Origin of the sequence: Pseudomonas sp. FG-3G (genome assembly GCF_901007645.1) — a bacterium.
Taxonomy (GTDB): Bacteria; Pseudomonadota; Gammaproteobacteria; order Pseudomonadales; family Pseudomonadaceae; genus Aquipseudomonas; species Aquipseudomonas rhizophila.
In genome coordinates this window covers 67,986-90,017 of the sequence record NZ_CAAKGZ010000002.1, presented here as the reverse complement: position 1 = coordinate 90,017, position 22,032 = coordinate 67,986, and the positions used below count along the sequence as shown (strand labels likewise).

General features: G+C 62.7%; 18 protein-coding genes. 4 read left to right on the top strand and 14 right to left on the bottom strand.

Annotated elements, in window-relative coordinates; all coding sequences use genetic code 11:
* Positions 1 to 220: 220 nt before the first annotated feature.
* The 8 genes from PSEUDOMOFG3G_RS01515 to PSEUDOMOFG3G_RS01480 form a co-directional block, all read right to left on the bottom strand.
* Complete coding sequence (locus PSEUDOMOFG3G_RS01515; protein WP_047229446.1) at positions 221 to 919, bottom strand: PspA/IM30 family protein; 699 nt, start codon at positions 917 to 919, stop codon at positions 221 to 223.
* A 24-nt stretch (positions 920 to 943) separates the two neighbouring features.
* Complete coding sequence (locus tag PSEUDOMOFG3G_RS01510; protein ID WP_092394936.1) at positions 944 to 1,525, bottom strand: YjfI family protein; 582 nt, start codon at positions 1,523 to 1,525, stop codon at positions 944 to 946.
* A gap of 407 nt (positions 1,526 to 1,932) precedes the next feature.
* Positions 1,933 to 2,748 (bottom strand): YfaP family protein, encoded by an 816-nt coding sequence (locus tag PSEUDOMOFG3G_RS01505; RefSeq protein WP_139049066.1) that lies wholly within the window; start codon positions 2,746 to 2,748, stop codon positions 1,933 to 1,935.
* Positions 2,749 to 2,751: 3 nt separating this feature from the next.
* Positions 2,752 to 4,371 carry a DUF2300 domain-containing protein gene (locus PSEUDOMOFG3G_RS01500; RefSeq protein ID WP_139049065.1) on the bottom strand — a complete coding sequence of 540 codons (1,620 nt, stop codon included), beginning with the start codon at positions 4,369 to 4,371 and terminating at the stop codon, positions 2,752 to 2,754.
* A gap of 1 nt (position 4,372) precedes the next feature.
* A complete protein-coding gene (locus PSEUDOMOFG3G_RS01495; protein WP_139049091.1) occupies positions 4,373 to 8,941 on the bottom strand; it encodes an alpha-2-macroglobulin in 4,569 nt (1,522 codons plus the stop codon).
* On the bottom strand, positions 8,938 to 9,597 hold the full coding sequence (locus PSEUDOMOFG3G_RS01490; RefSeq protein WP_047229730.1) for a DUF1175 domain-containing protein: 660 nt from the start codon (positions 9,595 to 9,597) through the stop codon (positions 8,938 to 8,940). The genes PSEUDOMOFG3G_RS01495 and PSEUDOMOFG3G_RS01490 overlap by 4 nt, the downstream gene beginning before the upstream one ends.
* On the bottom strand, positions 9,582 to 11,291 hold the full coding sequence (locus PSEUDOMOFG3G_RS01485) for a DUF2138 domain-containing protein (RefSeq protein WP_139049064.1): 1,710 nt from the start codon (positions 11,289 to 11,291) through the stop codon (positions 9,582 to 9,584). Before PSEUDOMOFG3G_RS01485 ends, PSEUDOMOFG3G_RS01490 begins: the two co-directional genes overlap by 16 nt.
* 35 nt (positions 11,292 to 11,326) lie before the next feature.
* A complete protein-coding gene (locus tag PSEUDOMOFG3G_RS01480; RefSeq protein WP_139049063.1) occupies positions 11,327 to 12,115 on the bottom strand; it encodes a YfaP family protein in 789 nt (262 codons plus the stop codon).
* A gap of 498 nt (positions 12,116 to 12,613) precedes the next feature.
* Here PSEUDOMOFG3G_RS01480 and PSEUDOMOFG3G_RS01475 point away from each other — a divergent pair, with 498 nt between their 5' ends.
* The 4 genes from PSEUDOMOFG3G_RS01475 to PSEUDOMOFG3G_RS01460 all read left to right on the top strand — a co-directional run bounded on the left by PSEUDOMOFG3G_RS01475 (position 12,614) and on the right by PSEUDOMOFG3G_RS01460 (position 17,711).
* Complete coding sequence (locus tag PSEUDOMOFG3G_RS01475; protein WP_047229733.1) at positions 12,614 to 12,856, top strand: exodeoxyribonuclease VII small subunit; 243 nt, start codon at positions 12,614 to 12,616, stop codon at positions 12,854 to 12,856.
* Positions 12,853 to 13,740, top strand: coding sequence for a (2E,6E)-farnesyl diphosphate synthase (gene ispA, locus PSEUDOMOFG3G_RS01470; protein WP_047229734.1), 888 nt, complete (start codon positions 12,853 to 12,855; stop codon positions 13,738 to 13,740). Before PSEUDOMOFG3G_RS01475 ends, ispA begins: the two co-directional genes overlap by 4 nt.
* 105 nt (positions 13,741 to 13,845) lie before the next feature.
* Positions 13,846 to 15,744, top strand: coding sequence for a 1-deoxy-D-xylulose-5-phosphate synthase (dxs, locus tag PSEUDOMOFG3G_RS01465; protein WP_139049062.1), 1,899 nt, complete (start codon positions 13,846 to 13,848; stop codon positions 15,742 to 15,744).
* An 86-nt stretch (positions 15,745 to 15,830) separates the two neighbouring features.
* Positions 15,831 to 17,711 (top strand): TonB-dependent receptor domain-containing protein, encoded by a 1,881-nt coding sequence (locus tag PSEUDOMOFG3G_RS01460; RefSeq protein WP_139049061.1) that lies wholly within the window; start codon positions 15,831 to 15,833, stop codon positions 17,709 to 17,711.
* 136 nt (positions 17,712 to 17,847) lie between these two features.
* On the opposite strand, the gene PSEUDOMOFG3G_RS01455 is transcribed toward PSEUDOMOFG3G_RS01460, so the two are convergent.
* The 6 genes from PSEUDOMOFG3G_RS01455 to thiL all read right to left on the bottom strand — a co-directional run bounded on the left by PSEUDOMOFG3G_RS01455 (position 17,848) and on the right by thiL (position 22,023).
* On the bottom strand, positions 17,848 to 18,645 hold the full coding sequence (locus PSEUDOMOFG3G_RS01455) for a cobalamin-binding protein (protein WP_047229736.1): 798 nt from the start codon (positions 18,643 to 18,645) through the stop codon (positions 17,848 to 17,850).
* Positions 18,645 to 19,064: a hypothetical protein gene (locus PSEUDOMOFG3G_RS01450; protein WP_047229737.1), complete on the bottom strand. Its 420-nt coding sequence runs from the start codon at positions 19,062 to 19,064 to the stop codon at positions 18,645 to 18,647. Before PSEUDOMOFG3G_RS01450 ends, PSEUDOMOFG3G_RS01455 begins: the two co-directional genes overlap by 1 nt.
* On the bottom strand, positions 19,061 to 19,678 hold the full coding sequence (gene ribA / locus PSEUDOMOFG3G_RS01445; RefSeq protein ID WP_092394778.1) for a GTP cyclohydrolase II: 618 nt from the start codon (positions 19,676 to 19,678) through the stop codon (positions 19,061 to 19,063). The genes PSEUDOMOFG3G_RS01450 and ribA overlap by 4 nt, the downstream gene beginning before the upstream one ends.
* A gap of 109 nt (positions 19,679 to 19,787) precedes the next feature.
* Positions 19,788 to 20,546 (bottom strand): ABC transporter substrate-binding protein, encoded by a 759-nt coding sequence (locus PSEUDOMOFG3G_RS01440; RefSeq protein ID WP_139049060.1) that lies wholly within the window; start codon positions 20,544 to 20,546, stop codon positions 19,788 to 19,790.
* 11 nt (positions 20,547 to 20,557) lie between these two features.
* The gene (locus PSEUDOMOFG3G_RS01435) at positions 20,558 to 21,061 is read right to left on the bottom strand and encodes a phosphatidylglycerophosphatase A (RefSeq protein WP_047229740.1); all 504 of its coding nucleotides are present in this window, start codon (positions 21,059 to 21,061) and stop codon (positions 20,558 to 20,560) included.
* Complete coding sequence (gene thiL / locus PSEUDOMOFG3G_RS01430; RefSeq protein ID WP_139049059.1) at positions 21,058 to 22,023, bottom strand: thiamine-phosphate kinase; 966 nt, start codon at positions 22,021 to 22,023, stop codon at positions 21,058 to 21,060. Before thiL ends, PSEUDOMOFG3G_RS01435 begins: the two co-directional genes overlap by 4 nt.
* Positions 22,024 to 22,032: the final 9 nt, after the last annotated feature.

Sequence of the window (22,032 nt, the reverse complement as noted above, 5' to 3'; positions counted from 1 at the left end):
AAGACACAAAACCTGAAGCTGAACACAAAACCCTGTGGCGAGGGGATTTATCCCCGCTGGGCTGCGGAGCAGCCCCAATAACAGCGAACTCGACCCAGCTGACACACCGAGGGTGTCAGGTTTCAGGGCTGCTTCGCAGCCCAACGGGGATAAATCCCCTCGCCACAAGGTCTGTGCCTGGCTGCCTTGGCCTGTCCCCACCAAGGCAAAGCCCAGCCGATTACTCCGCCGATTTTTTCTTCAGGCGCTCCAGAATCGCATTGGCGCTGCCTTCGTTCGGCGTGATGCCGGCATCGCGCAGTTTGCGCTCCAGGTCGTTGCCGGTCGAAGCCTCGGCCAGTTCGTCCTGGGCTTGCAGTTCAGCGGCACGTTGCTGTTGCTTGGCCTGCAGGCGGTTGAGCGTACCGACGGCGGTTTCCAGCTTGCCATTGGCGCCGCCGCTGGCAATCGAAGCACTGACCTGGGCTTTCTGCACGCTCTCACGGGCCTTGGCCATGTCCACTTGCTGACGCAGACTTTTGATGCGGTTCTCGGCCTTGACGATGTCCTTGCGCATGTTTTCAGCGTAACCACCGAACTCGGTCGCGTGCTTTTGCTCGGCGTCCAACTCAGAGGTCAGGGTCGAAATGGCTTCGGCCACTTCCAGTGCCAGGTCTTCACGGTTGGCCTGGATGGCCGCCAGCGCCTTGGACTCCAGGTCCTGGATCTTGGCGTTGTACTCGCTGACGCGGTCAGTCGACAGTTTGTGTTTGGCCATGATGGTGACCAGCTCACGCTTGGCGTTGGCCAGCGCGCTGTCGGCATCGCGAATTTCCTGGTCGAGGATGCGCAGGGCCTGTTGATCGACGATCGACTCGCCGACTTCGTTGGCACCACCACGCAGCGCGGTGAACAATTTGCTCCAGATGGACTGAGTCATTGGATATTTCCTGTTCCCGAAAAATTAGATGAAGAAACGTTCGAAGGCTTCGCTGGCGCGCTGGACGTTGTCGACGAGGGTTTTGACCTCGGTCACGACGTTGGTCAGGCTGGAGTCGGAACTCAGTGCGCCAAACATGTTGTAGACAATCTGCCCGTTGGGCATGGACTCGATACCGATCGAGGACAGCGGGAACATTTCCCGGCTGCGCAGCACGGCATCATTGAAGGCCGCGACATCGTTGATCGATTCGACATCCACCAGAACGGTGTCGACGATGATCTGATCACCCACCACTGCGATGTAAATCGGCAAGCCGCCAAAGTCGTTCATTTCCAGCTTGATGCTGGACTCGGAGCCTTGAACAAGGGAAAGCGTGATGTCGTTCGCCACCACTTCGTCGAGGGCCTGAAGGGCACTGAAGAGGCGATCAATGTTCCAGTTGTTACCTGCGCTCATGTAATTCTCCGACATGAATGAGCCAGCCAGAATCGGTTGGCGTAGCTGTTTCTCCATCTGCTTGAGCAGGCTCCGGTTTTCGGGAAGCACCCAAGTTTCGTGTTTCACATACCCGGCGGCACTCAAGCCCGCGCGCATCTGCTTCATGTAAAAGCTGGATGGTTTTTTCACGGACGGTTTCGAGCGCTCTCCCTTGCGGCTCGCTGAATCGGTAACAGACCCCGCAGGATCTGTTGGAGAGCGGCTGTTCATGGTGCTGACCTCACTGCGAAAAAACTCACGCGTGAGAAACACTACAGGGAATACCCAGTGCCCTCAATAGCTCACGCGTGAGATTTTTAATTGTCACAAACGACGGACACCCCTGTGGGAGCAAAGCTCACCCCCCCAATTTTTAGGGTGGTCACAAATCCGCAGTCCACCACAGATCCAATGTGGGAGCGAGCTTGCTCGCGAAGGCGGCGGGTCAGTTTGCATTGATGTTGAATGTACTGTCGTCTTCGCGAGCAAGCCCGCTCCCACTGCCCCCAGGCTGACATCTTGCTGATGGCGCCTTAGGGGTAACTGAAGCTCTTGACCAACATCAACTCCCCCGCCGTGCGCATCGGTACCACGAAGGTTTCCATCTTCTCGCTTGGCGTGCCCTCTTCGGTGATGACGGTGATCTGCGCCGTGGTCAGGGCTTGTGCCGCTTGTTGCTCGCCGTCCTCGTCACTGCGATAACCGCCGCCGTAGTAGTTCACGTACACCAGGTACTGACCTTTGATCGGCGCGGGCATGGCGATGATTTCCGGGCCGTAGCCGGTGGTGACATCGACGTCGAGCGCGGCGCCGTTGGGGACGACGCGGTCGCCGTACCAGATGTGGGCGCCGTCCGGGGTGACGAGGTGCAGGTCCAGGTCGGTGCCGTCGCTGTCCCAGGTCAACAAGACCCGCAGCTTGGCCGGGGTGGCGCCGCCGCTGGTGTTGAGAAATTGCGTACGGTGGCGTTGCTGGCCGTCGGGGCTGCGCACTTCGATGCTGTTGCTGCCATTGGGGAACGAGAACGGTCGGTCGAAGCGCCCTTGCGGGTCGAGTTTCAGCGGCAGGGTCACGCCATTGATGATGAGTTTGCCCGGCTCGTTGCTGTCCTTGGGCGTGCCTTTGATCTGGCCGCTGATGCGGGCGGTGCTGGCCTGGCCCTGAGGTGTGTTGACCGAAGAAGCCGGGTAGTTGACGGTCTGGCTGAAGCTTTCGCCTTCACCGCCCGGCGCGCCACTGCGCCAGCCGCCAACCGGGGTGTCGAGTTTGATGCCCTCGCCCGCAATGGCCGGCGGCAACACGGCCAAAGCGCAGAACAACAGCAAGGCCTGTGGATAACGGAGTGTCATGGTCTATTCCAGCAAGAGGTGACGGGCGAGCCCTTCGATGTAGGTTTCGTCCTGACCATTGGGGTGAGCTTCAAAGGCCAGGTGCAAGTATTCGTGGGTCAGGTCGAGGCGGTCTTGCAGCGACAGCACACCGCGCACATAGATGCGCCGGCGTTCGCGGTCGACATAGGGCCGGCCGAAGGCGACACGGCAGACGGCGAACGCGCTGATTTCGTTGTAACCCACTTCACCTGCCAGACGGGGGCGCCAGCCGCGTCGCTGTTTCAACAGCCAGTCCTGAGCGGCGGGCAGCGCTTCACAGGACGCCACCGGATTGTCCCAGCGGCTGAGGCTGGCGCGCGGGTAGGCATGCAGCAGGATGGCGTCGTAGCGCTGGCCGGCGCTGGCCTGCTCCACGGCTTGCGCCCAGGACAGTTTGTCCGGGGCGGATTGGTCAGAGTGGTAGGTCACGTCGGTGCCCGCCAGCACCAGATCGCTGGTCCAGGCGGCGATGGCGCGGGTTTGCGGCGCCGCCGAACGTGGGGCGACGCGCTGGCGATGACTGCTGTCATCGATGCTCAGGCAATCGCCGTGACGCTGGGCGTTTTGCAGCAGGTAGCTGCGGATCGCCACGGCCAGGGCCTTGGCGGCTTCGGCGGGTTCAGCCTTGGCTTCGCGCTGCAGGACCCGGGCGACGTACTCTTCCCGATCCAGTCGCGCCACCAGTTTGCCGGGCAGCAGGAACAGCTCGCCGTCGCTGTGGATATCCAGTTGGTTGCCATTGGCGAATTCGACACGGTAATCGCCGCGCAACGGGCCTGGGGTGGCCGGCCCGTCACCCGCCATCACCCGCTGCAAGGGATACCGGGCGAACAGGTCAACTTCCACACATCGCCCCGTTTCCGCCGGCCAACGAGACGGCAGCGCCGCCGCCAATCCATCACCGTATGCCTTCAATATCTGCTCGCTGGTGCCACGCCCACCGGCCCACACCGGCGTGCCGTCGGCCAGCCACCCAGCGAAACCACCCTGACGCGATGAAGGATCCTGTTCACCCAGCCAACTCCAGGTCTTGACCCGCAGACGACTGCCCAACTGGCCGACGAGACGCCCATCCGCCGCGTTGAGCACCACGTCCAGCAGTACCCGACGGGCCTGATCCTGAGCCGGCAGCATCGCCAGTGCCTTGAGCAGTTCAGCCACGCGTACCTGTTTTTGCGGTTGCAGGCTCGGCAGGTCCAGCAGCCACGACGGCGCTTGGCGGGCCTGCCAGTAATCGCGCCAGTTCGAAGCCGAAAGCCCAAGCCGCTGCGGTTCGAAATACAGGCCGCAGGACTTCACCAACGCCTGATCGCGACCGATGTTCTGCCCGGCGCTACAGCAATAGACTTCCTCTTTGGACTCACCGCGACATTCATATGCCGGTTCGCGAGCGCCGGTGTCCACTAGCCATGCGTAGACAAATAGCTTCCACACACTGCCCAGCGGCGCCTGCAGGGCATCGGGCAAGGGCTGTCGGTCCAGCACCTGGGTCTGGCTCACCCGCAGCAACTGACCGTCGAAAGCCAGGCGCAACGGTTCCTCCTGCGCTGTGGCCAGCGCAGGGATCAAGCACAACAACCACCCAAGGCGCGGCCAGCGCATGTCAGTTGACCGTGACCTGACCGAGCGCCGGTTTCTGTTCCCGAGCCTGATGCTGCGGTGCATAGACCTGGGTGAAACGCACCGGCGGCAAGCTGAACTGGCCCTTCTGGGAGAAGCGCACCAGATGCCGCAGGCGCAGCTCGCCACTGAGGGCGTCCAGCGGCACCGCGTAACCCATCTGACCCGGCTCGAAGCGCGCCTTCTCCAGGGAAGTCGGCTCACTGCCGGCCTTGCCCAGCAACTGGATGCCCCAGGTGGTGCGCTCCACATCGGCACCCGGCGGCAGCGGCACTTCGAGCATGCCGTAGCGCAGCGGCGTAGAGGCCTTGCTGTTGATGATCACTTCATCCAGATAAAGGCTGTCACTGGACAGCGGCTTGCTGCCCACGGCTTCGAGCTTGAAGGTGAAGGCCTCGTCGCCCGGCACCAGACGGGACAAGCGCCGGGTAATGGTCACCGCCATCGGCGTCACGGGCGCTTGTCCCGTCTGGTAGCTCAGTGCCGCCTGCAACGGGCGCTCCTCGGCACCGCTTAAGGTCAGCAGGGTCGGTAGCTGCGCGCCCTGCCATTGCCAGTAGGTTTCACCGGTGGCCCCTTGCCGGGCCTTCCAGCCTTCACCCGGGGTCAGGGCCACGGCGGGCGCGGCCTGCTCGATGCTGCGTTGCAGCCAGGTCAAGGCCAGGGCCCGTTCAAGGGTCGATTGCTGCGGCAGCAGACGTTCGAGCAATGCCTTGGCACGCGCCTGATCGAAGCTTTGCAGTGACAGGCTCAAGGCCTCGACGAACGGCTGGGAGCTGACTTCCATTTGCTGTTGTGCGGCGTCGAGTTGCCGGCTGAAGGCCTCCGGCAGCGGCACCTTCACCTGCCTGGCGAGGGACGCCGTCAGCATGCGGGCGCTGGCCAAGCCCAGGGCCGAATCCGGCGCGCTCATGACCAGGCTGTCTTCGCCACTGTCCATCACGCTCGAATCGCCGCCCTCGCCGGCTTTCGCCAGGTCGTCCATCAAGCCGCTGAGCAAGGTGTTCACCGGCAGTTGCATCTGTTTGGCGAACGACAGGATCAGCGCACGCTGCAGCAACGGCGTATCGCCGGCCTGTTTGGCGTAGACCTCCAGCACCCGCTGCCAGTGCTCCGGCGGCAGGCTCAGGTCCAGGGCCTGGCTGGCGTGCCAGTCGGCGTAATAAGCATAGGCCGTGAGGAACGCATCCGGTTCGCCAGCCTGGCCCCACCAGGTGAAGCTCGCCGCAGGCCCGGCCATTTGCACCAGGCGCAGGCGACTGTTTTGCATGATCAGCCGCAAGCGATCGCGAATCTGCGGGTTCGCCGCCAGCGTCGGGTAGGCGATGCTCAGCGGCAGCAGACGACTGGCGGTTTGCTCGACGCCGCCGTAGGGGTAGTTCAACAAGTCATCCAGGGCCGAACGGAACAGCGCTTGCGGGCTGTCGTCCAGGCGCAGGCGGATATCGCTGGCATCAAGCGGCAGGCTCAGCGGTGTGTCACCGCTCGCCACGTCAAGGCGCTGGCTCTGGGTGACTTGCCAACCGTTGCCAATGGCATTGAGTTGCACGGCCAGGGTGTCCTGGGTTTCGCCATTGACCTGCAACTGCACGTTCAAGTCGCCGCTGCTCAACTCCAGAGACGGTAGCGCCACATAGTTGATGCCGTGCTTCAGGTCCGCCACCACGCGCTGTTCAGTACCGGCGTAACGGATCAGCAGTTCGGCCTTCAACGGCTGTTCGGACTGGCTGAAAGCGAACAGGCCCATTTGCGGTTTGTCACCACTGCGGAACCGGGTCGGGCCGCTCCACTTCAGGTACAGCGGTTTCTCTGAACCGATGAACTGCTTTTTCTGCCCCACCTGGCCGTCATCGGCGATGGCCCGGGCCGTGATACGCCAGCGAGTCAGGGAGTCCGGCATCTTGAAGGTGAAACGGGCCTTACCGTTGGCGTCGGTGACCAGCTCCGGTTGCCACGCGGCAGTGTCGACGTCTTCACGACGAGGCCGCTCCAGCACTTTGACCCCGCGCTCGCTGCGGTTGGCCTTGCCCGGCGCGCCCGGGCTGCCCGGCAGGGCCACGTCGTAGCTGATGAACGACAGGCTGGCGCTGGTGCGCACATTGTTGCGGCGCGGATGGTAGAAAAACTGATCGATGGTGGGCGCCACTTCCGGTTGCAGGGCGTAGATCATTTCATCCACGACACTGACCGTCAGGTGCGCCGGGATCGCCTTGCCGACGAACTGGGTGCTCAGGTCCACGGTCACCGTGTCGCCAGGCCGATAAGTGGCTTTGTCGGTAACGATGGCGACGTCGATCTGCGGCGCGACCACCTTGATACCGGCGTTCTGGAAGCTGTATTGGCCACCCTTGGTGTACAGCACCGAGAAGGTCAGGTTCGGCGCAAAAGCGTCTTTCACCGGGATGCGCGCGCGGTATTGAGTGTCGCTGAGCTTTTCCATTTTCAGCCAGTCGCCGCCCTTGGACAGCAGCGCCGTAGCCTCGACCTTGTCCCGCTCCAGTGACAGCAGCGCATCGCTGACCGGCTCCGGGAAGGTGATCAGCGCCAGGGCTTCGTCACCGGCCTGATACTGGGCTTTGTCGAGGACGATCTCGACCGTGCCCGGCACGGCCTTGATACCTTCGCCGGTCACCGAATGGCCGGTGGCGCCAATGACCCGACCGTGGTCATCCTTAAGGGTCAGGTTGTAGGTGCCCGGACGCTCGAAGGTCAGGCTGAAGCCCTTGTCCTTGGCCGCCAGTTTGCCTTCGCCGGTGGTCTGGTCTTCCAGCCGCACCCAGGCGTAGCTGCCCGGCGTCACGGCGTTGCTTTGCGCGTTGCCACCCTCGTTGGTGTAGCTGAACGAGACGTTCTCGCCGGCGGCGCTGAAACGCTGGGGCGCGCTCAGGCGAAAGTTCGCCGCGCCACGGTCGATGAGAATTTCCTTGGTGGTCTTGACCCGATACGCCGCGCCATCGCTGGCAAACACAGTGAGCGTATAGCGACTCGGCTTGTCGGCGGCCGGCAGATCGAGGGTGGCGCTGCCCTTGGCATCGGTGGTCACTTCGCTGCTGGTCAGCTCCACCGGGAATTGCCCCAGGTACTGCAGCTCGTTATCCACCATCGACAGTTGCTGGGCCCGCAGGCTCAGGCTCACCTTGGCGTTGGCCACCGGTTTGCCGTCCGGGTACAGCAGCACGAGAGCGCCCTTGACCGGCTCGCCGGTGCGGTAATCCTGCTTGGCGAGGTTCAGCGCGATTTCGAAGTGCGGCTTGATGTATTCGGCCACGCGAAAGGCACTGCTGTAGAGCTGGTCCTTGTAGCCAAAGCGCAACTCATAACCACCGGCCACGGCGTTTTCCGGCAGCTGGAAACGGCCTTGGGTGCCGGCCTTGGAGTCCAGCTTCAGGGCCAGGGTCTGCAGCTCGGTGCCGGTGGCATCCAGCACGCTGACATTGACGTCGGCGGCCGTCGGCTGCACCGAGTCCCGGGCATTCTTGAATTCACGGCCGACGATTTTCAGCGACACCCAATCCCCCGGCCGATACAGCGGCCGGTCGGTGAAGGCGAACAGCTTGGTGTCGTAGATTTCGCTGTCGTAGTAGAAGTTTTCCGAGACGAATACCCCGCCCTCCTCGTCCTCGCCGATGACAAACGAACGCTCCGGGCTGACGTGCTTGAGGCGCAGCAAGCCGTCTTCATCGGTGGCGCCGCTGCTCATCACGCCCAGGCCGTCGGTCCACAGCACGTTGACCTTGGGCACCGAACGACCTTCGTGTTTACGCGCGGCCCAGACCAGCAGCTCGTCCCCGGCGATCTTGCTCACCGCCACGGTGTTGGAAACAAACACCATGGTGGTGGCCCGGTATTTCCCGATCAGCGCTTCGACCAAATAGAGACCGGGTTTCAACTGGCCCAGTGGCACGTAGACGTTGCCTGGCGCGACGCTGATGAACTCACTCGACGAACCCGCCAGGTTGACCCCCGCTGGCGGCTGGATCGGCTTGGCCTGCCACAGCGGGTAACGGAACTGGCTGACCACCGGCAAACCCGGAATCAAGGCGAACTGTGGTTGCGCGTCGTACGGCGTCGGCGCGGCGATGGCGCTGCCCATTTTCAGTTCCGGCACTTGCTCGGTGACTTGCTGACGCGACTCGTAGGAAAACGCCCGCTGCATCACCCGACGGGATTTGCGGTACCAGTTGTCCCACAGGTACGCCAGGGTGTTCGACAGCCCTTCGCCCTTGAACTGGCCGTCGCTGACCACCCGGTGCAGGTTCTTCTGGCGCTTGAGGAAATCCAGCGGTTTTTCGATGCGATAAACGCGGATATCGGCACCGCCGTACGGCTCCATGCGGAATTTCCGATAGTCGCGCCCCGGCGCTTCGAGGCGGACCATGGCTTGCTCGTCACTGGCAAAACTGCTGTCGGCCAGCAGGAAGAAGCTTTCACCGGCCAACGGCGTATAGCCGCTGGGCTGCACAGTGTCTTCGGCATGAACGATCGGCGCCAGCAACAGGGCCAGCAGCAGGGGCAATTTTGAACACAAGCGCAGCATGTGGGCACCGGTCATTGGGAGAGAAAGTTGAGTCGATAGACGCCGATGAAGTTGGGGTTGGCTGCGTCGGGTATCCATCGGGTGTCCTTCCAGTTCATGAGTTGTTGCAGGCTTGCCGAGCGCATGCCGTTGTCGGTTGGGGTGGTGGTGCCGGTGTGATAGGCGATGTTGCGGCCCATCCAGATCATCAGGTGCTGGTCATCGCCCTGATCGAAGAACATCAGATCGCCCGGACGGGCCTGGGTGACGTCCCGGCTCACCAGATGGCTGTTGAACTGGATCAGCTTGATGGCGTTGACGTAGGGTCCGACCTTGCCGCCGCCCTGTTGCCACTGCTGCGCCAGACGTCGCTGGGCATCGCTCAGTTCAAGCTCTGGCGGCAGGTAGCGATTGGACAGGCCATTGCTGCGCAACCACTTCTGGTCGTGGACCTTCAGCGCTTCATTGGCCGCAAAGCGCACCAGCCCGGCGCAGTCCTGTTGGTACCAGCGCGGGCTCGGGCCTTTGGTCAGTTGTTCCTGGGCAATACGCACGAACCAGGCACGAAAGACCTTCGATTGCTGCACATCCAGCGCGGGTGTCTGAGCGGCAAACGCCTGCCCGCCCAGCAGCAGCGCCAGCATCAACACCCATCCGGGGCGGCGGATCAACCCGGTCACAGCGCTTTCCATTCCAGTGGCAACCACTGCCAGTGGCCGTCCGGTTCGCTGCCTTCAGGCAACGTCAGGGCGTATTTGCCGTAGCCGCCAAGGGTGCGCAGCTTCGGAATCAGGTAGGTTTGCGCGGCGTTGTAGAACACCGGTTCCATGTCCTGGGGCAGGCTGTCGAGGGTTTCGCGTTGCATCAGTTGCGCCATGGCATCCGGGCCGAAGTAGACCGGCATCAGCAGGTCCTTGGGCACCACGTCGGCCATGGGCGGGAAACGTTTGTCGAGGGTGCCGAGGGCCTTGTCTACCAGTTTGTCGTCGAGGGAAAACAACAGGGTCGAACCGTGCCGCGCCAGACTGACTTGCATGAACGCCTTGCCGGTGATCGACTCGGGCTGCGCGGCGTCCTTGGCCGGGTAAGGGCCGAAGTTGGAGCTGACCTGGCGTTGCCAGCGGTGCATCGGGCCTTCCTGTGTCTCAACAACGGGAAACGCATGTTCGGCCACGTTGTTTTCGTAGGCGCCCACCATCGAACCGAACAGGTTGCCCAGGTCGACATCGAGCTTGCCGCCGTCATCGTTCAGGTTCGCCACCAGCAGTGGTGTGTAAAGCCGCGAATCGGCGTACCAGCACAGCCCCGCCGCGCCGGCCATGTGCTCGATCATGACCTGGGCCGCGTTGTCGTCGGCACCGAGTTTCACCAGCAATGGCTTTTGTTGTTCGGCGGCCAGGGGCAAAGCGACACAGGCGCTGGCGCCCATGGGCATGGCTTGCCAGATTGGCTTGAAGTCGAAGTCCGGCTGGTCTTCCAGCTCGTCCATGGCCAGGAAGCTGTGCCAGCCCTTGTCGTCCATGTCGAAACGCAACCCGGCGAAGTTCGGGATGAATCGCTGGTAGCCCATGGCGAGCACGCTGGCATTGACCGAGATGCGTTGCTTGACCTCAGGCGCCTTGGGCAGCAGGCCAAAGGCTTCGGGGAAGAGTTTTTCACCGGCCAGCAGCGCTTCGAGGGCCTGGGTCGAGACCATGCCGGGTTCGTCGGTGGGGCCACTTCCCAGGTCGTAGAGTCTGGTCGGATTGGACAACACCACCAGCTTGTCGCCATGGGAAGCGAATACCAGGGCTTTGCTGGCGTTATAGGTGAGTTGATAGACCGGCACCACGTCGCCGGCCACGTTCATCTCACCGAGCTGGCTGAGCTGTGAATCATCCAGCGCCACTTTTGCCAGCGGCTCCAGCACCTTGGCCAGGCCACCGCGATCCATCACCAGTAGAAAATCCTTGAGCCGCCCGTCGGCGCCGCGCCATAGCGCTACATCGGCCGGCTGGTCGAAAAGCTGCTCGATCAGGCTGTCCTGCAGTTTGAGATCATGCTCGTAGATGATCCGCCGCAGGCTGCCGATCAGCCCGAGGCGGTCGGCATGGGTTTCGTAATAGAAGACGAAATCCTCGGTGAGCGTGGCCTTGAGGAACGGCACCGCCAGCAAGTCCTTGGGCAACTGGCTCAGGGAGTGGGCCTCGAGCAGGCCGTCGGGGCGGCTCAGGCCGAGTTTTTCCAACGCCAGTTCCATGGGCGGTGCCTTGGGCTTGGTCATGAACCAACCCAGTCCGGCGGCGACACCGGCCACCAGGCACAGCCCGATCAGCAGCGCCGGCCAGCGGCGCACAGGTTTGGTGGCGGGGGCCGGCGCGGTCGGGGAAGCAGTGTTGTCGCTCATATTCACAAGGGCCTGTTCATCCGTGGAGCGGATACTTAGTAGTTGAAAGTCTTGACCAGCAACAGATCGCCGATGGCGCGCAGGGGCACGACAAAGGTTTCGCGTTTTTCATCGACGGTGTTTTCGTTGAGCACCAGGTTGATCTGCGAGGTGATCACCTCGTTCTGGTTGCTGGTTTCCTCGAAGTTGTAGCCACCGTTGCTGTAGTTGCCCCAGTAGTTCACGTAGACCAGGTAGGTACCGTGCATCGGCGCGGTCATGGTGAACATCTCAGGGCCAGGGCCATCGACGCCATCGGGGTCGAGGCCGCCGCCGTTGCTCAACGCCGGTCGGCCGAAGAACGCATGCTGGCCGTCGGGAGTGACGATGTGCAGGTCCAACTCGGCCTTGGGATCGTCCCAGCCCAGCACCACGCGGATCTGCGCCGGGGTTCGCTGATTGTTGGCTTCATAGAACTGCACGCGCTTGAGGGACTGGCCTGCGGAGCTGCGTACCTCGACGCTGTTGGAGCCAGCACCAAAGGCATACGGGCGGGCGAAACGCCCTTCATCGTCGGTATAGAGATTCAGTGGATTGCCGTTGACGGCCAGGCTGTGGGGCGCCCGGGCCGTGCCCATGGCCTTGAGCCGACCCTCGATCATCGTGCGATTGCGCTGCACGCCGCGGTCGATGGGCGGCGTGGGATAGGCCACGCGTGGGTTTTCAGTGCGATCGAGCAAGCCGCTGTAGCGCCAGCCGCCCACCGGTTCCGACAGCTCGACGGCAGGCTCGGCCCACGCCAGTGGCGCGCCCGCCAGCACGATCAACAATGAAAGAAAACGCATGTCTGCCTCCTGCCATGCATGACCCAACCCGGCGTCCTTCCTCGGCGCTGCCTGTCATTATTCGGGTTACGTCTGAAGGCCCCGCCACAAGGGGCCCGTAGATGCGGCGAAGGTTAGCGATTCGGCGGATTATTCACAATCAGGGAACGCGCGAATCTGTGTGGGAAATCACGTACTGAGGGGGGCGTGAGCCGATTAGCGTGGCTATTCGGCTCACGAAATGAGCCGAATACGGAAACTGACGTAGCTTCGGAGGTAATCCCGTTGCCTCTATTGGCGCTGGCGAAGCCTGCGATCTTCTAACTTTCGCTCAAGATTCAATTGGCAGGGGGAAGATCGCAGCCTCGTTGCACTCGACAGTTCCTACAGGTCCAGCAGGAGCTTGCCCCTTACCAAAAAGCAGTGCCTCACAGACCGCGCAGATCCTGCTCTGATTTGCCCCAATACCCCATGTCTGCTAGTGTCGCGCCCGTTTAACAGTCAACCGGAATCGCCGCCATGGCCCGCAAAAAAGCTGCACTGGACTTCGAACAATCTCTGGCCGACCTGCAAACGCTGGTCGAGCGGCTGGAGAACGGCGAGTTGTCGCTGGAAGACTCGCTGACCGCCTTCGAGCAGGGTATCGGCTTGACTCGCGACTGCCAGGCGGCGCTGGCCCAGGCCGAGCAAAAGGTGCAACTGTTGCTCGAACGCGATGGTGAGCTGACCGAAGAGCCTTTCGACGCGGACCAGCCTGAATGATCGGCGCTTATCAGGCCGGCAGTCAGGCCCGGGTGAACGCGGCACTGGATACCCTGTTCACCGCCCCAAGCCCTGAGCTGGCGCGGTTGTACGAGGCCATGCGCTACAGCGTGATGAACGGCGGCAAGCGCGTGCGTCCGCTGCTGGCCTACGCGGCGTGCGAAGCCTTGGGCGGCGCCCCTGAACAGGCCAACGGCGCGGCCTGCGCCGTGGAGCTGATCCACGCGTATTCGCTGGTCCATGATGATTTGCCAGCCATGGACGACGACGATTTGCGTCGCGGCCAACCCACCACCCACAAGAAATTCGACGAAGCCTGCGCGATCCTGGCCGGTGACGGCTTGCAGAGCCTGGCGTTCAGCGCCCTGCTGGAGCCGACGCTGAACGATTGCCCGGCGCAGATTCGCCTGGACATGGTCAGCGCCCTGGCGCTGGCGGCAGGCCCAGCCGGAATGGTCGGCGGCCAGGCCATCGACCTCGGTTCAGTGGGCCTCAAGCTGGATCAGAGCGCGCTGGAATACATGCATCGGCACAAGACCGGCGCCTTGATCGAGGCCAGCGTCAAACTCGGTGCCCTGGCCAGCGGTCGGGCCACGCCTGACCAATTGCAAGCCTTGCAGACCTACGCTCGGGCCATTGGCCTGGCGTTCCAGGTGCAGGACGACATCCTTGACGTCGAAAGCGATACCCAGACCCTGGGCAAACGCCAGGGCGCCGATATCGCTCGCGACAAACCGACCTACCCGGCCCTGCTCGGCCTCGACGCTGCCAAGGCCTATGCCCTGGAGTTGCGCGACCAGGCCTTGAGCGCGCTGCGACCCTTTGACGCGGCGGCCGAGCCGTTGCGCGAGCTGGCCCGATATATCGTCGAACGCCGTAGCTGATACGGGGTCAGACTGCGTATCGGCCAAGTTCCGGCCTACGCGTGGGCAGCTTGCGATGCATAAGGTAAACTGCCGCCTCTTTCTATACCTATAACGATTCGCCTGATGCCCACGACGTTTCAAGAGATTCCCCGCAAACGCCCGACCACGCCGCTGCTGGACCGCGCCAACACGCCGGACGGCTTGCGTCGCCTGGGTGAAGCCGAGCTGGAAACCCTGGCCGATGAGTTGCGCCTGGAGCTGCTCTACACGGTCGGCCAGACCGGTGGCCACTTTGGCGCCGGCCTTGGCGTCATCGAGCTGACGATCGCGCTGCATTACGTATTCGACACCCCGGACGACCGGCTGGTGTGGGACGTCGGTCATCAGGCCTATCCGCACAAAATCCTCACCGGCCGTCGCGAGCGCATGGGCACGCTGCGCCAGAAGGACGGCGTGGCAGCGTTCCCGCGGCGCTCCGAGAGCGAGTACGACACCTTTGGTGTCGGCCACTCCAGCACCTCCATCAGCGCCGCCCTGGGCATGGCGATTGCCGCCCGTCTGCAAAACAGCGAGCGCAAGGCGATTGCCGTGATCGGCGATGGTGCACTGACGGCAGGCATGGCTTTCGAGGCGCTGAACCACGCGCCGGAAGTCAACGCCAACATGCTGGTGATCCTCAACGACAACGACATGTCGATCTCGCGCAACGTCGGCGGGTTGTCCAACTACCTGGCGAAGATTCTTTCCAGCCGCACCTACGCCAGCATGCGTGAAGGCAGTAAAAAGGTGCTCTCGCGCCTGCCAGGCGCCTGGGAAATCGCTCGCCGCACCGAGGAATACGCCAAGGGCATGCTGGTGCCCGGTACGCTGTTCGAGGAGCTGGGCTGGAACTACATCGGCCCCATCGACGGCCATGACCTGCCCACTCTGATCGCCACCCTGCGCAACATGCGCGATCTCAAAGGCCCGCAGTTCCTGCATGTGGTCACCAAGAAAGGCAAAGGCTTCGCCCCGGCGGAAGTCGACCCGATCGGTTACCACGCCATCACCAAGCTTGAGCCGGTGGACGCCCCGGCCACCGCCCCGAAGAAGGCCAGCGGACCGAAGTATTCCGCTGTGTTCGGCCAATGGCTGTGCGACATGGCCGCCGCCGACCCGCGCCTGGTGGGCATTACCCCGGCGATGAAGGAAGGCTCGGACCTGGTGGCCTTCAGCGAGCGCTACCCGCAGCGCTACTTCGACGTGGCGATTGCCGAGCAGCACGCTGTCACCCTCGCCGCTGGCATGGCGTGTGAAGGCGCAAAACCGGTGGTGGCGATTTATTCGACCTTCCTGCAACGCGGCTACGACCAGCTTGTTCATGACGTCGCGGTGCAGAACCTCGATGTGCTGTTCGCCATCGACCGTGCAGGTTTGGTAGGCGAAGACGGCCCGACCCACGCCGGCAGCTTCGATCTTTCGTTCCTGCGCTGCATCCCCGGCATGTTGCTGATGACGCCGAGCGATGAAAACGAGTTGCGCAAAATGCTCACCACCGGGCACCTGTTCAATGGCCCGGCGGCGGTGCGCTACCCTCGCGGCAGCGGCCCGAATGCGACCATTGAAGCTGATATTGAGCCGATCGAAATCGGCAAGGGCGTGATTCGCCGCCAGGGAAAGCAGACCGCCCTGCTGGTGTTTGGCGTGCAACTGGCCGAGGCCTTGAAGGTCGCCGAAACCCTGGACGCCACCGTGGTGGACATGCGCTTCGTCAAACCCCTGGACGAAACCCTGGTGCGCGAGATGGCCGGCAGTCACGAACTGCTGGTGACTGTCGAGGAAAACGCCATCATGGGCGGCGCCGGAGCGGCGGTCAGCGAGTTCCTGGCCCGGGAAAACATCCTCAAGTCGGTGCTGCACCTGGGCCTGCCGGACATCTACGTCGAACACGCCAAACCGGCGCAGATGCTGGCTGAATGCGGGCTGAACGAGGCCGGGATCGAAGCGGCCGTGCGCCAGCGGTTGCAGGTGCTGGGCCGGTAAATCTTCAGACCACACAAATCCCTTGTGGGAGCGAGCAGGCTCGCTCCCACAGGGGTATGCGTGGAGCCATATTTCTCGGAACACCCATGAAACTGCGCCTCGCCCTGACCTTCTCACTGCTACCAACCACCGAGCTGCTGGCCGACACCTTCGAACGCGATCAGGCCCTCAAGCTCCCCGACGTGGTCATCAGCGCCAATCGCCAGGTCGAGGCCCGCAACGACAGTAGCGCCGCCAACACGGTATTCACCCGTGACGACATCGAACGCCTGCAACCGGCCAGCGTGACCGACCTGCTCAGCCGTGTGCCGGGGGTTCAGGTGGCGCCGCTGGGCGGGCGTGGCAGCCTGCCGGGGATTTACATTCGCGGCACCAAATCGGCCCAGAGCCTGGTGCTGGTGGACGGCCAGCGCATCGGCAACTCCACCTCCGGCGACAGCAACTTGCAACGCCTGAACATCAACCAGATCGAACGGGTGGAAGTGCTGCGCGGTTCGCGCTCAGTGATCTACGGCGCCGACGCGGTGGGCGGGGTGATCCAGATCTTCACCCGTCGCAGTAACGAACAAGGCCTGCAACCGCGCTTGCACCTGGGTTTCGGCAGCCACCAGACCTGGGAGCGCAGCCTGGGCCTGTCCGGCGGTGATGATCGAACACGCTTCAGCCTCGGCGCCAGCCTGGATGAAAGCGATGGGACCAATCGCACCCATGAGTCCTACGCCAGCGACCGTGACCTTGATGCCAACCGCAACCAGTCCTTGAGCCTGAGCTTGAGTCATGAGCTCAACGCTGACCTGGAAGTGGGCCTGAACCTGCTGGATAACCGCGGCAAAAGCGAATACGACAACCCGTTCGGCCGCTTCGACCCGAACACCTTCGAGTCGTTGCCCCAGCAGCCCTACAGTGAATTTGCGGTGAGCAGTTTCAGCACTTATGTCGATGGGCGCATCAACGACGCGTGGAAATCGCGCCTGGAACTGGGCCACAGCGAAAACCGTGAAAAAACCTTCGACAAGCTCAGCGATGTCCGGGAAGTGTTCAACACCTACCGCGACTCGCTGACCTGGCAGAACGATGTAACGCTGGACGATCGCAACAGCCTGATTGTCGGTGGTGATTGGTATGAGGATCGGATCAACAGCAGCACGCCGTATGACGAAGACAGCCGCTGGAACCGTGCGGCGTTTATCCAGCATCGTTTCCGGGGCGAAACGTTCTCCACCGAACTGGGCGTGCGCCGCGACCAGAACCAGCAATTCGGCGCCCAGAATAGTTGGAGCGGCACGTTCACCCTACCGGTGAATCCGGACAATGATGTACTGCTGACCTACAGCGAAAGCTTCCGCGCACCGACCTTCAACGACCTGTACTACCCGGACTTCAGTAACCCGGACCTTGAACCCGAAACCGCCAAAAGCTACGAACTGCAATGGCGCAGCCAACTGAGCGACAGCGCCCGCCTGGAGACTTCGCTGTACCGCACGGACCTGGAAGACGCGATTATTTTCGGCAGCAACTCACGCCCACAAAACGTCGCCTCGGCACGAATCAACGGTTTCGAAGCAGCCCTGAGCCAAGAGTTATTCGGCTGGCAGGGCAATTTGGGCCTGGCCATCATCGACCCACGGGACCGCGACAGCGGCCACACCCTGGCCCGCCGCGCCCGCCGGACCTTGAGCCTGGATCTGGATCGCCAATTTGACCGCTTGAGCCTGGGCGCCAGCTGGCAAGCGGTGAGCAGCAGCTACGACGATGAGAACAACCGCAATGCCCTGGGCGGATATGCCCTGCTCGGGTTGCGCGGCAGTTGGGCGTTGAACCGCGAGGTGAAGCTGGAGATGAAGGTCGATAACCTGCTGGACAAGGGTTACAGCCGGGCGCTGTATAGCCATGAAGGTGGGCAGTATGGGTATCGTGAGGAAGGCCGGGCCTGGTTGTTTGGGGTGACCTGGACCCCGGGACGCTGAGTCAGGATCTGTAGTGCTTGGGCTGGCCTCATCGCGAGCAAGCTCGCTCCCACAGGGGGCTGTGGTTGATACAGAATCGGCGTTCAACACAAATCCCTGTGGGAGCGAGCCTGCTCGCGATTGGGAGCACCGCGGTTTATCTGTCCGGCGCAATTAGCCCGCACAACCGCGCCGTCGCCTCGATCATCTGCCCACTGGGTCGCTCCAGCCCCTTGTCACTGACCAACAGCAGCCGCCCCTGCGCCACCGCCGCCAGCTGCGGCCAGGCTTTCCAGGCGTCGAGCTGGGCCTGGTCCGTGGCCAGGATGATCTGCGGATTGCGCTGCAACACTGACTCCACACTCACCTGCGGCGCCGGCAGGGTCAGGTCGGCAAACACATTGCGTGCCCCGCAAACCGCCAGCGCATCACTGATGATCTGCTCGCCGCCAACGGTGTACAGCGGCCGGTCCCAGACCTGATAGAACACCGGCAACGGCGTGTCGCGCCGGTAGCGCTGACGCAACGCCTCAAGACGCCCGCGCAACTGCGCCGCTCGCTCCACGCCCCGTTCCGGGCGGCCGAGTTGCGTGGCGATGGCTTCGATTTGGGTGATGAGCTGGTCGAGACTGTGGGGTTCGGCGACGTAGACAGGAATTTTCAATCCCTTGAGCTGCTGGCGTTGGGCGTTGCCGACGCTGCCGGGCCAGAGCAGGAGCAGATCGGGCCTGAGACTGAGCAAGCGCTCCATGTCCAATTGCCCATAACGCCCCACAGAAGGCAGGTCTTTCAACACCAAGGGCCGATCGCCGCCATCCAGCACGCCCACCAGCAGGTCGGCGGAGTCCAGTTCAACCACGATTTCAGACAGGGATGGAGCCAGGCTGACCACACGCTGGGCCGCCACCGTCGAGGCGCTGACGGCCAACAGCAGGACCGCCAGCCAGCGGATCATCAACCGAGCTGACGCGGGATGCGATACAGGTAGAACAATACCGTCGTGGACAACGCCAGCAGCATCAACGGCACCGCTTCCAGGCCCACGAACACCGCCAGGGCGCCAATCCAGGCCGGCAGGCCAGCAGCGAGAAAGGCCACACGCCGCCGGGCCGCCAAGGCGATCCAGGCTTGAGGCTCTTCGGGGGTATCGAGGGCTTTTTGGGTGGCGATCAAGGCGTGTTTGTAAGCGCCAAAGAAGCGCAGGCTGACGAACATCGAGGCCACGCCAGCGATAAACAGCGGCATCGCCAGCACCGGCAGAATCGCTTCGCCCTGGCCGAATACCGCGTTGATCACGAACAGCGGCAGCAAGGCCAGCGCCAGGTATTGCCACCAACTGACGGACAGTCGCCGCCGAACCTGACCGCGCGTCACGCCCGATCAACCTCGCCCTGATGCTCGTTACCCATCATGTGGTCGAGCTTGCTGGCCTTGGTCGCCAGGTAAAGTTTGTTGTGGGGGTTGTGCCCGGTGTGCAGTGGCACACGCTCGGCCACCACGATGCCCATATCGGTCATCGCCTTGACCTTGCGCGGGTTGTTGGTCATCAAGCGCAACGACTTGACGCCCAGATGCTCGAGCATCGGCAGGCAGATGCTGTAGTCACGCAGGTCGGCCGCAAACCCCAGGCGCTCGTTGGCTTCGACCGTGTCGGCGCCGCCATCTTGCAGCTCATAGGCGCGAATCTTGTTCAGCAGGCCAATGCCGCGGCCTTCCTGGCGCAAGTAAAGCAGCACGCCACGCCCTTCGCGGGCAATGGCCCGTAGCGCGGCCTCAAGTTGCGAGCCGCAATCACAGCGCTGGCTGAACAAGGCATCGCCCGTCAGGCATTCAGAATGCAGGCGGCCCAGTACCGGGGCACCGTCGGCGAAATCACCCAGGCTCAGCACGACGTGCTCGCGGCCAGTGGCTTCATCGAGAAAACCATGCATGGTGAATTGCGCAAAGGGCGTTGGCAGCTTGGAAGCGGCAACAAAAACGACAGGCACCGGTGTGCTCCTGATCTATTACTGGAGATTCGCAGAGGCGGGCATTGTAACAGCACGCCCCGACCGACGCTCAGGCTGAATTTTCAGCCATAAACATCGAAAAGATTGATTACGGCTTTGGTGGCCTGCCGTGTTCGTCGAAGGGATAGGGTTGTTTCCAGCGTGCAAAAATCGGCTTCAGTCGACCGTTCTTCACCAATTCAGCCATGCGCCGGTCAAACAGGTTCCGTAGCACCCGACCGTTTTCGGTGTTGGCGAAACCCAGATAGAGCGGCAGATTGATCAGCGGCGAAAGTTTGAATTGCTGGGGATTCTCGGTCTTGGCAAGCAAGTTCTCGATTTCCATCAACGCATCGATATAAAAATCGGCCCGATCATGGACCAGCATCGGCAGGATGCCCACGGCGCGGTGAATTTCGTTGAATTTTCGGATGTTAGGCAGGTAGCTGTCGTATTCGTAGCCACGCATCCACACCAGCCGATAGTTGCCGACCGTCGCCAGTGTAGGAGACGGTTTGGAGGCCAGCCCCAAGGCATAGATGTGATCGACATCATAGTGCCATTGGGGATAAAGCACCCCCTCCGACTCATCGAGATAAGCGCCCACCTGCACATCGACCTCACCGCGCTGCACCAGCCCGATTGAACGGGTGTACGGCACGCTGCGGGTTTCCAGCCTCACGCCTGCGGGCTCGAACACTTCACGCAAGATGTCCCACGCCATGCCCTTGCCATCAGCCTGGGAGTAATCCGCCCACTCCTCACTGGCCGCGCGCACCTTGTCGGGCAGCGCCGTCGGCTCGGCCGCCCGCGCGCCGAAGCAGATCCCCAGACACAACAGCAGTAAGAGTGCGCGGCTTGCGCCCATGCCTGAATCCCTCAGGAGAAACACCACACCAATCCTTGCATCGCCAGCCAGGCGAAGACACCGGCCAATACATCGTCAAGCATGATGCCTACGCCTCCATGCACCTTGCGATCGATCCAGCGGATCGGCCAAGGCTTAAGGATATCGAAGAAGCGGAACATCAGAAAACCCGCCAACAGCCAATACCATCCTTCAGGCACCAGCCACAGGGTAATCCACATGCCGACCATTTCGTCCCAGACGATGCCCTCATGATCGTGCACCCGCAGGTCATCCGCCACCTTGCCGCACAGCCAGAAGCCGAACAGCATGGTGATGCCGAGCATCAGCCAGTAGCCCCAGTCCGGCAACATCTGCCACAACGGTATAAAGGGTAGCGCAACCAGCGAGCCCCAGGTGCCCGGAGCTTTAGGTAAAGTGCCCGAACCGAAGCCGAACGCCAGGAAATGCCAGGGATTACGCCAGACCGAGGGCGGAACGAATTCCGCCGGGACCTGGTTGGGATGATCTGTCACGGTGTCTCCCGAAAATGTTGATAGCCCCGGATTTGCGGGGTGATGTCGTGTCCATCGCTGTCGAGCAGCGCGACACCTTGCCCGGCCACCACGCGACCGATCACATGGATCGGCCAGCCCTCGGCCTGCAACGCCATCAGTCGCACAGGTGGCAAGGTGAATAGCAACACGTAATCGTCACCACCGCTCAACGCGGCGTGCGCGGCATTCGTTCGGCCCAGGAACGTTACCAGAGCCTTGGACAATGGCAGGCGGTCGCGTTCAACGTGCAACGCCACACCTGACGCCAGGGCGATATGCCCGCAATCGGCCAGCAGGCCATCAGAGATATCCATCGCCGCACCAGCCTTGCCCCGCAGCGCCAGGCCGAGGTCGATTTGCGGGCGTGGCGACCAATAATGCGCCAGCAGCGGCTCGGCGATATCCGGTTCGGCGGTGCGCTGCCCCAGCACGAGCGGCAATGCGCCAGCGCCATTGCCCAGCTCGCCACCGACACATAGCCAATCACCAGGCTGCGCGCCGCCGCGAGTCAGGGCCTGGCCGCACGGCACGCGACCGAACACCGTCAGGGTCATGCTCAGCGGCCCACGCGTCGTGTCACCGCCCACCAGCGCGACATCACACGCCTGGGCCATCTGGTTCAAACCACGGGCATAGGCTTGCAACCAATCGGCGGTCACCGTCGGCAAGGTCAGGGCCAGGGTAAATGCAAAAGGAGCCGCGCCCATGGCGGCCAGGTCACTGACCGCCACGGCCAGCGAGCGCTGGCCGAGCAGGAACGGGTCGCAAGGGTCTGGAAAATGCACACCGGCCACAAGGGTATCGGTGGACACCGCCAACTGCTCCCCGGGTGGAACGGCCAGCAAGGCACAGTCGTCGCCGATCCCAAGCGCAACGCCCTCGCCGCCCTGCGCGCAAGACGCGGCGGCGAAGTAATGACGGATCAGCTCAAATTCGCCCATAGTCGCTGC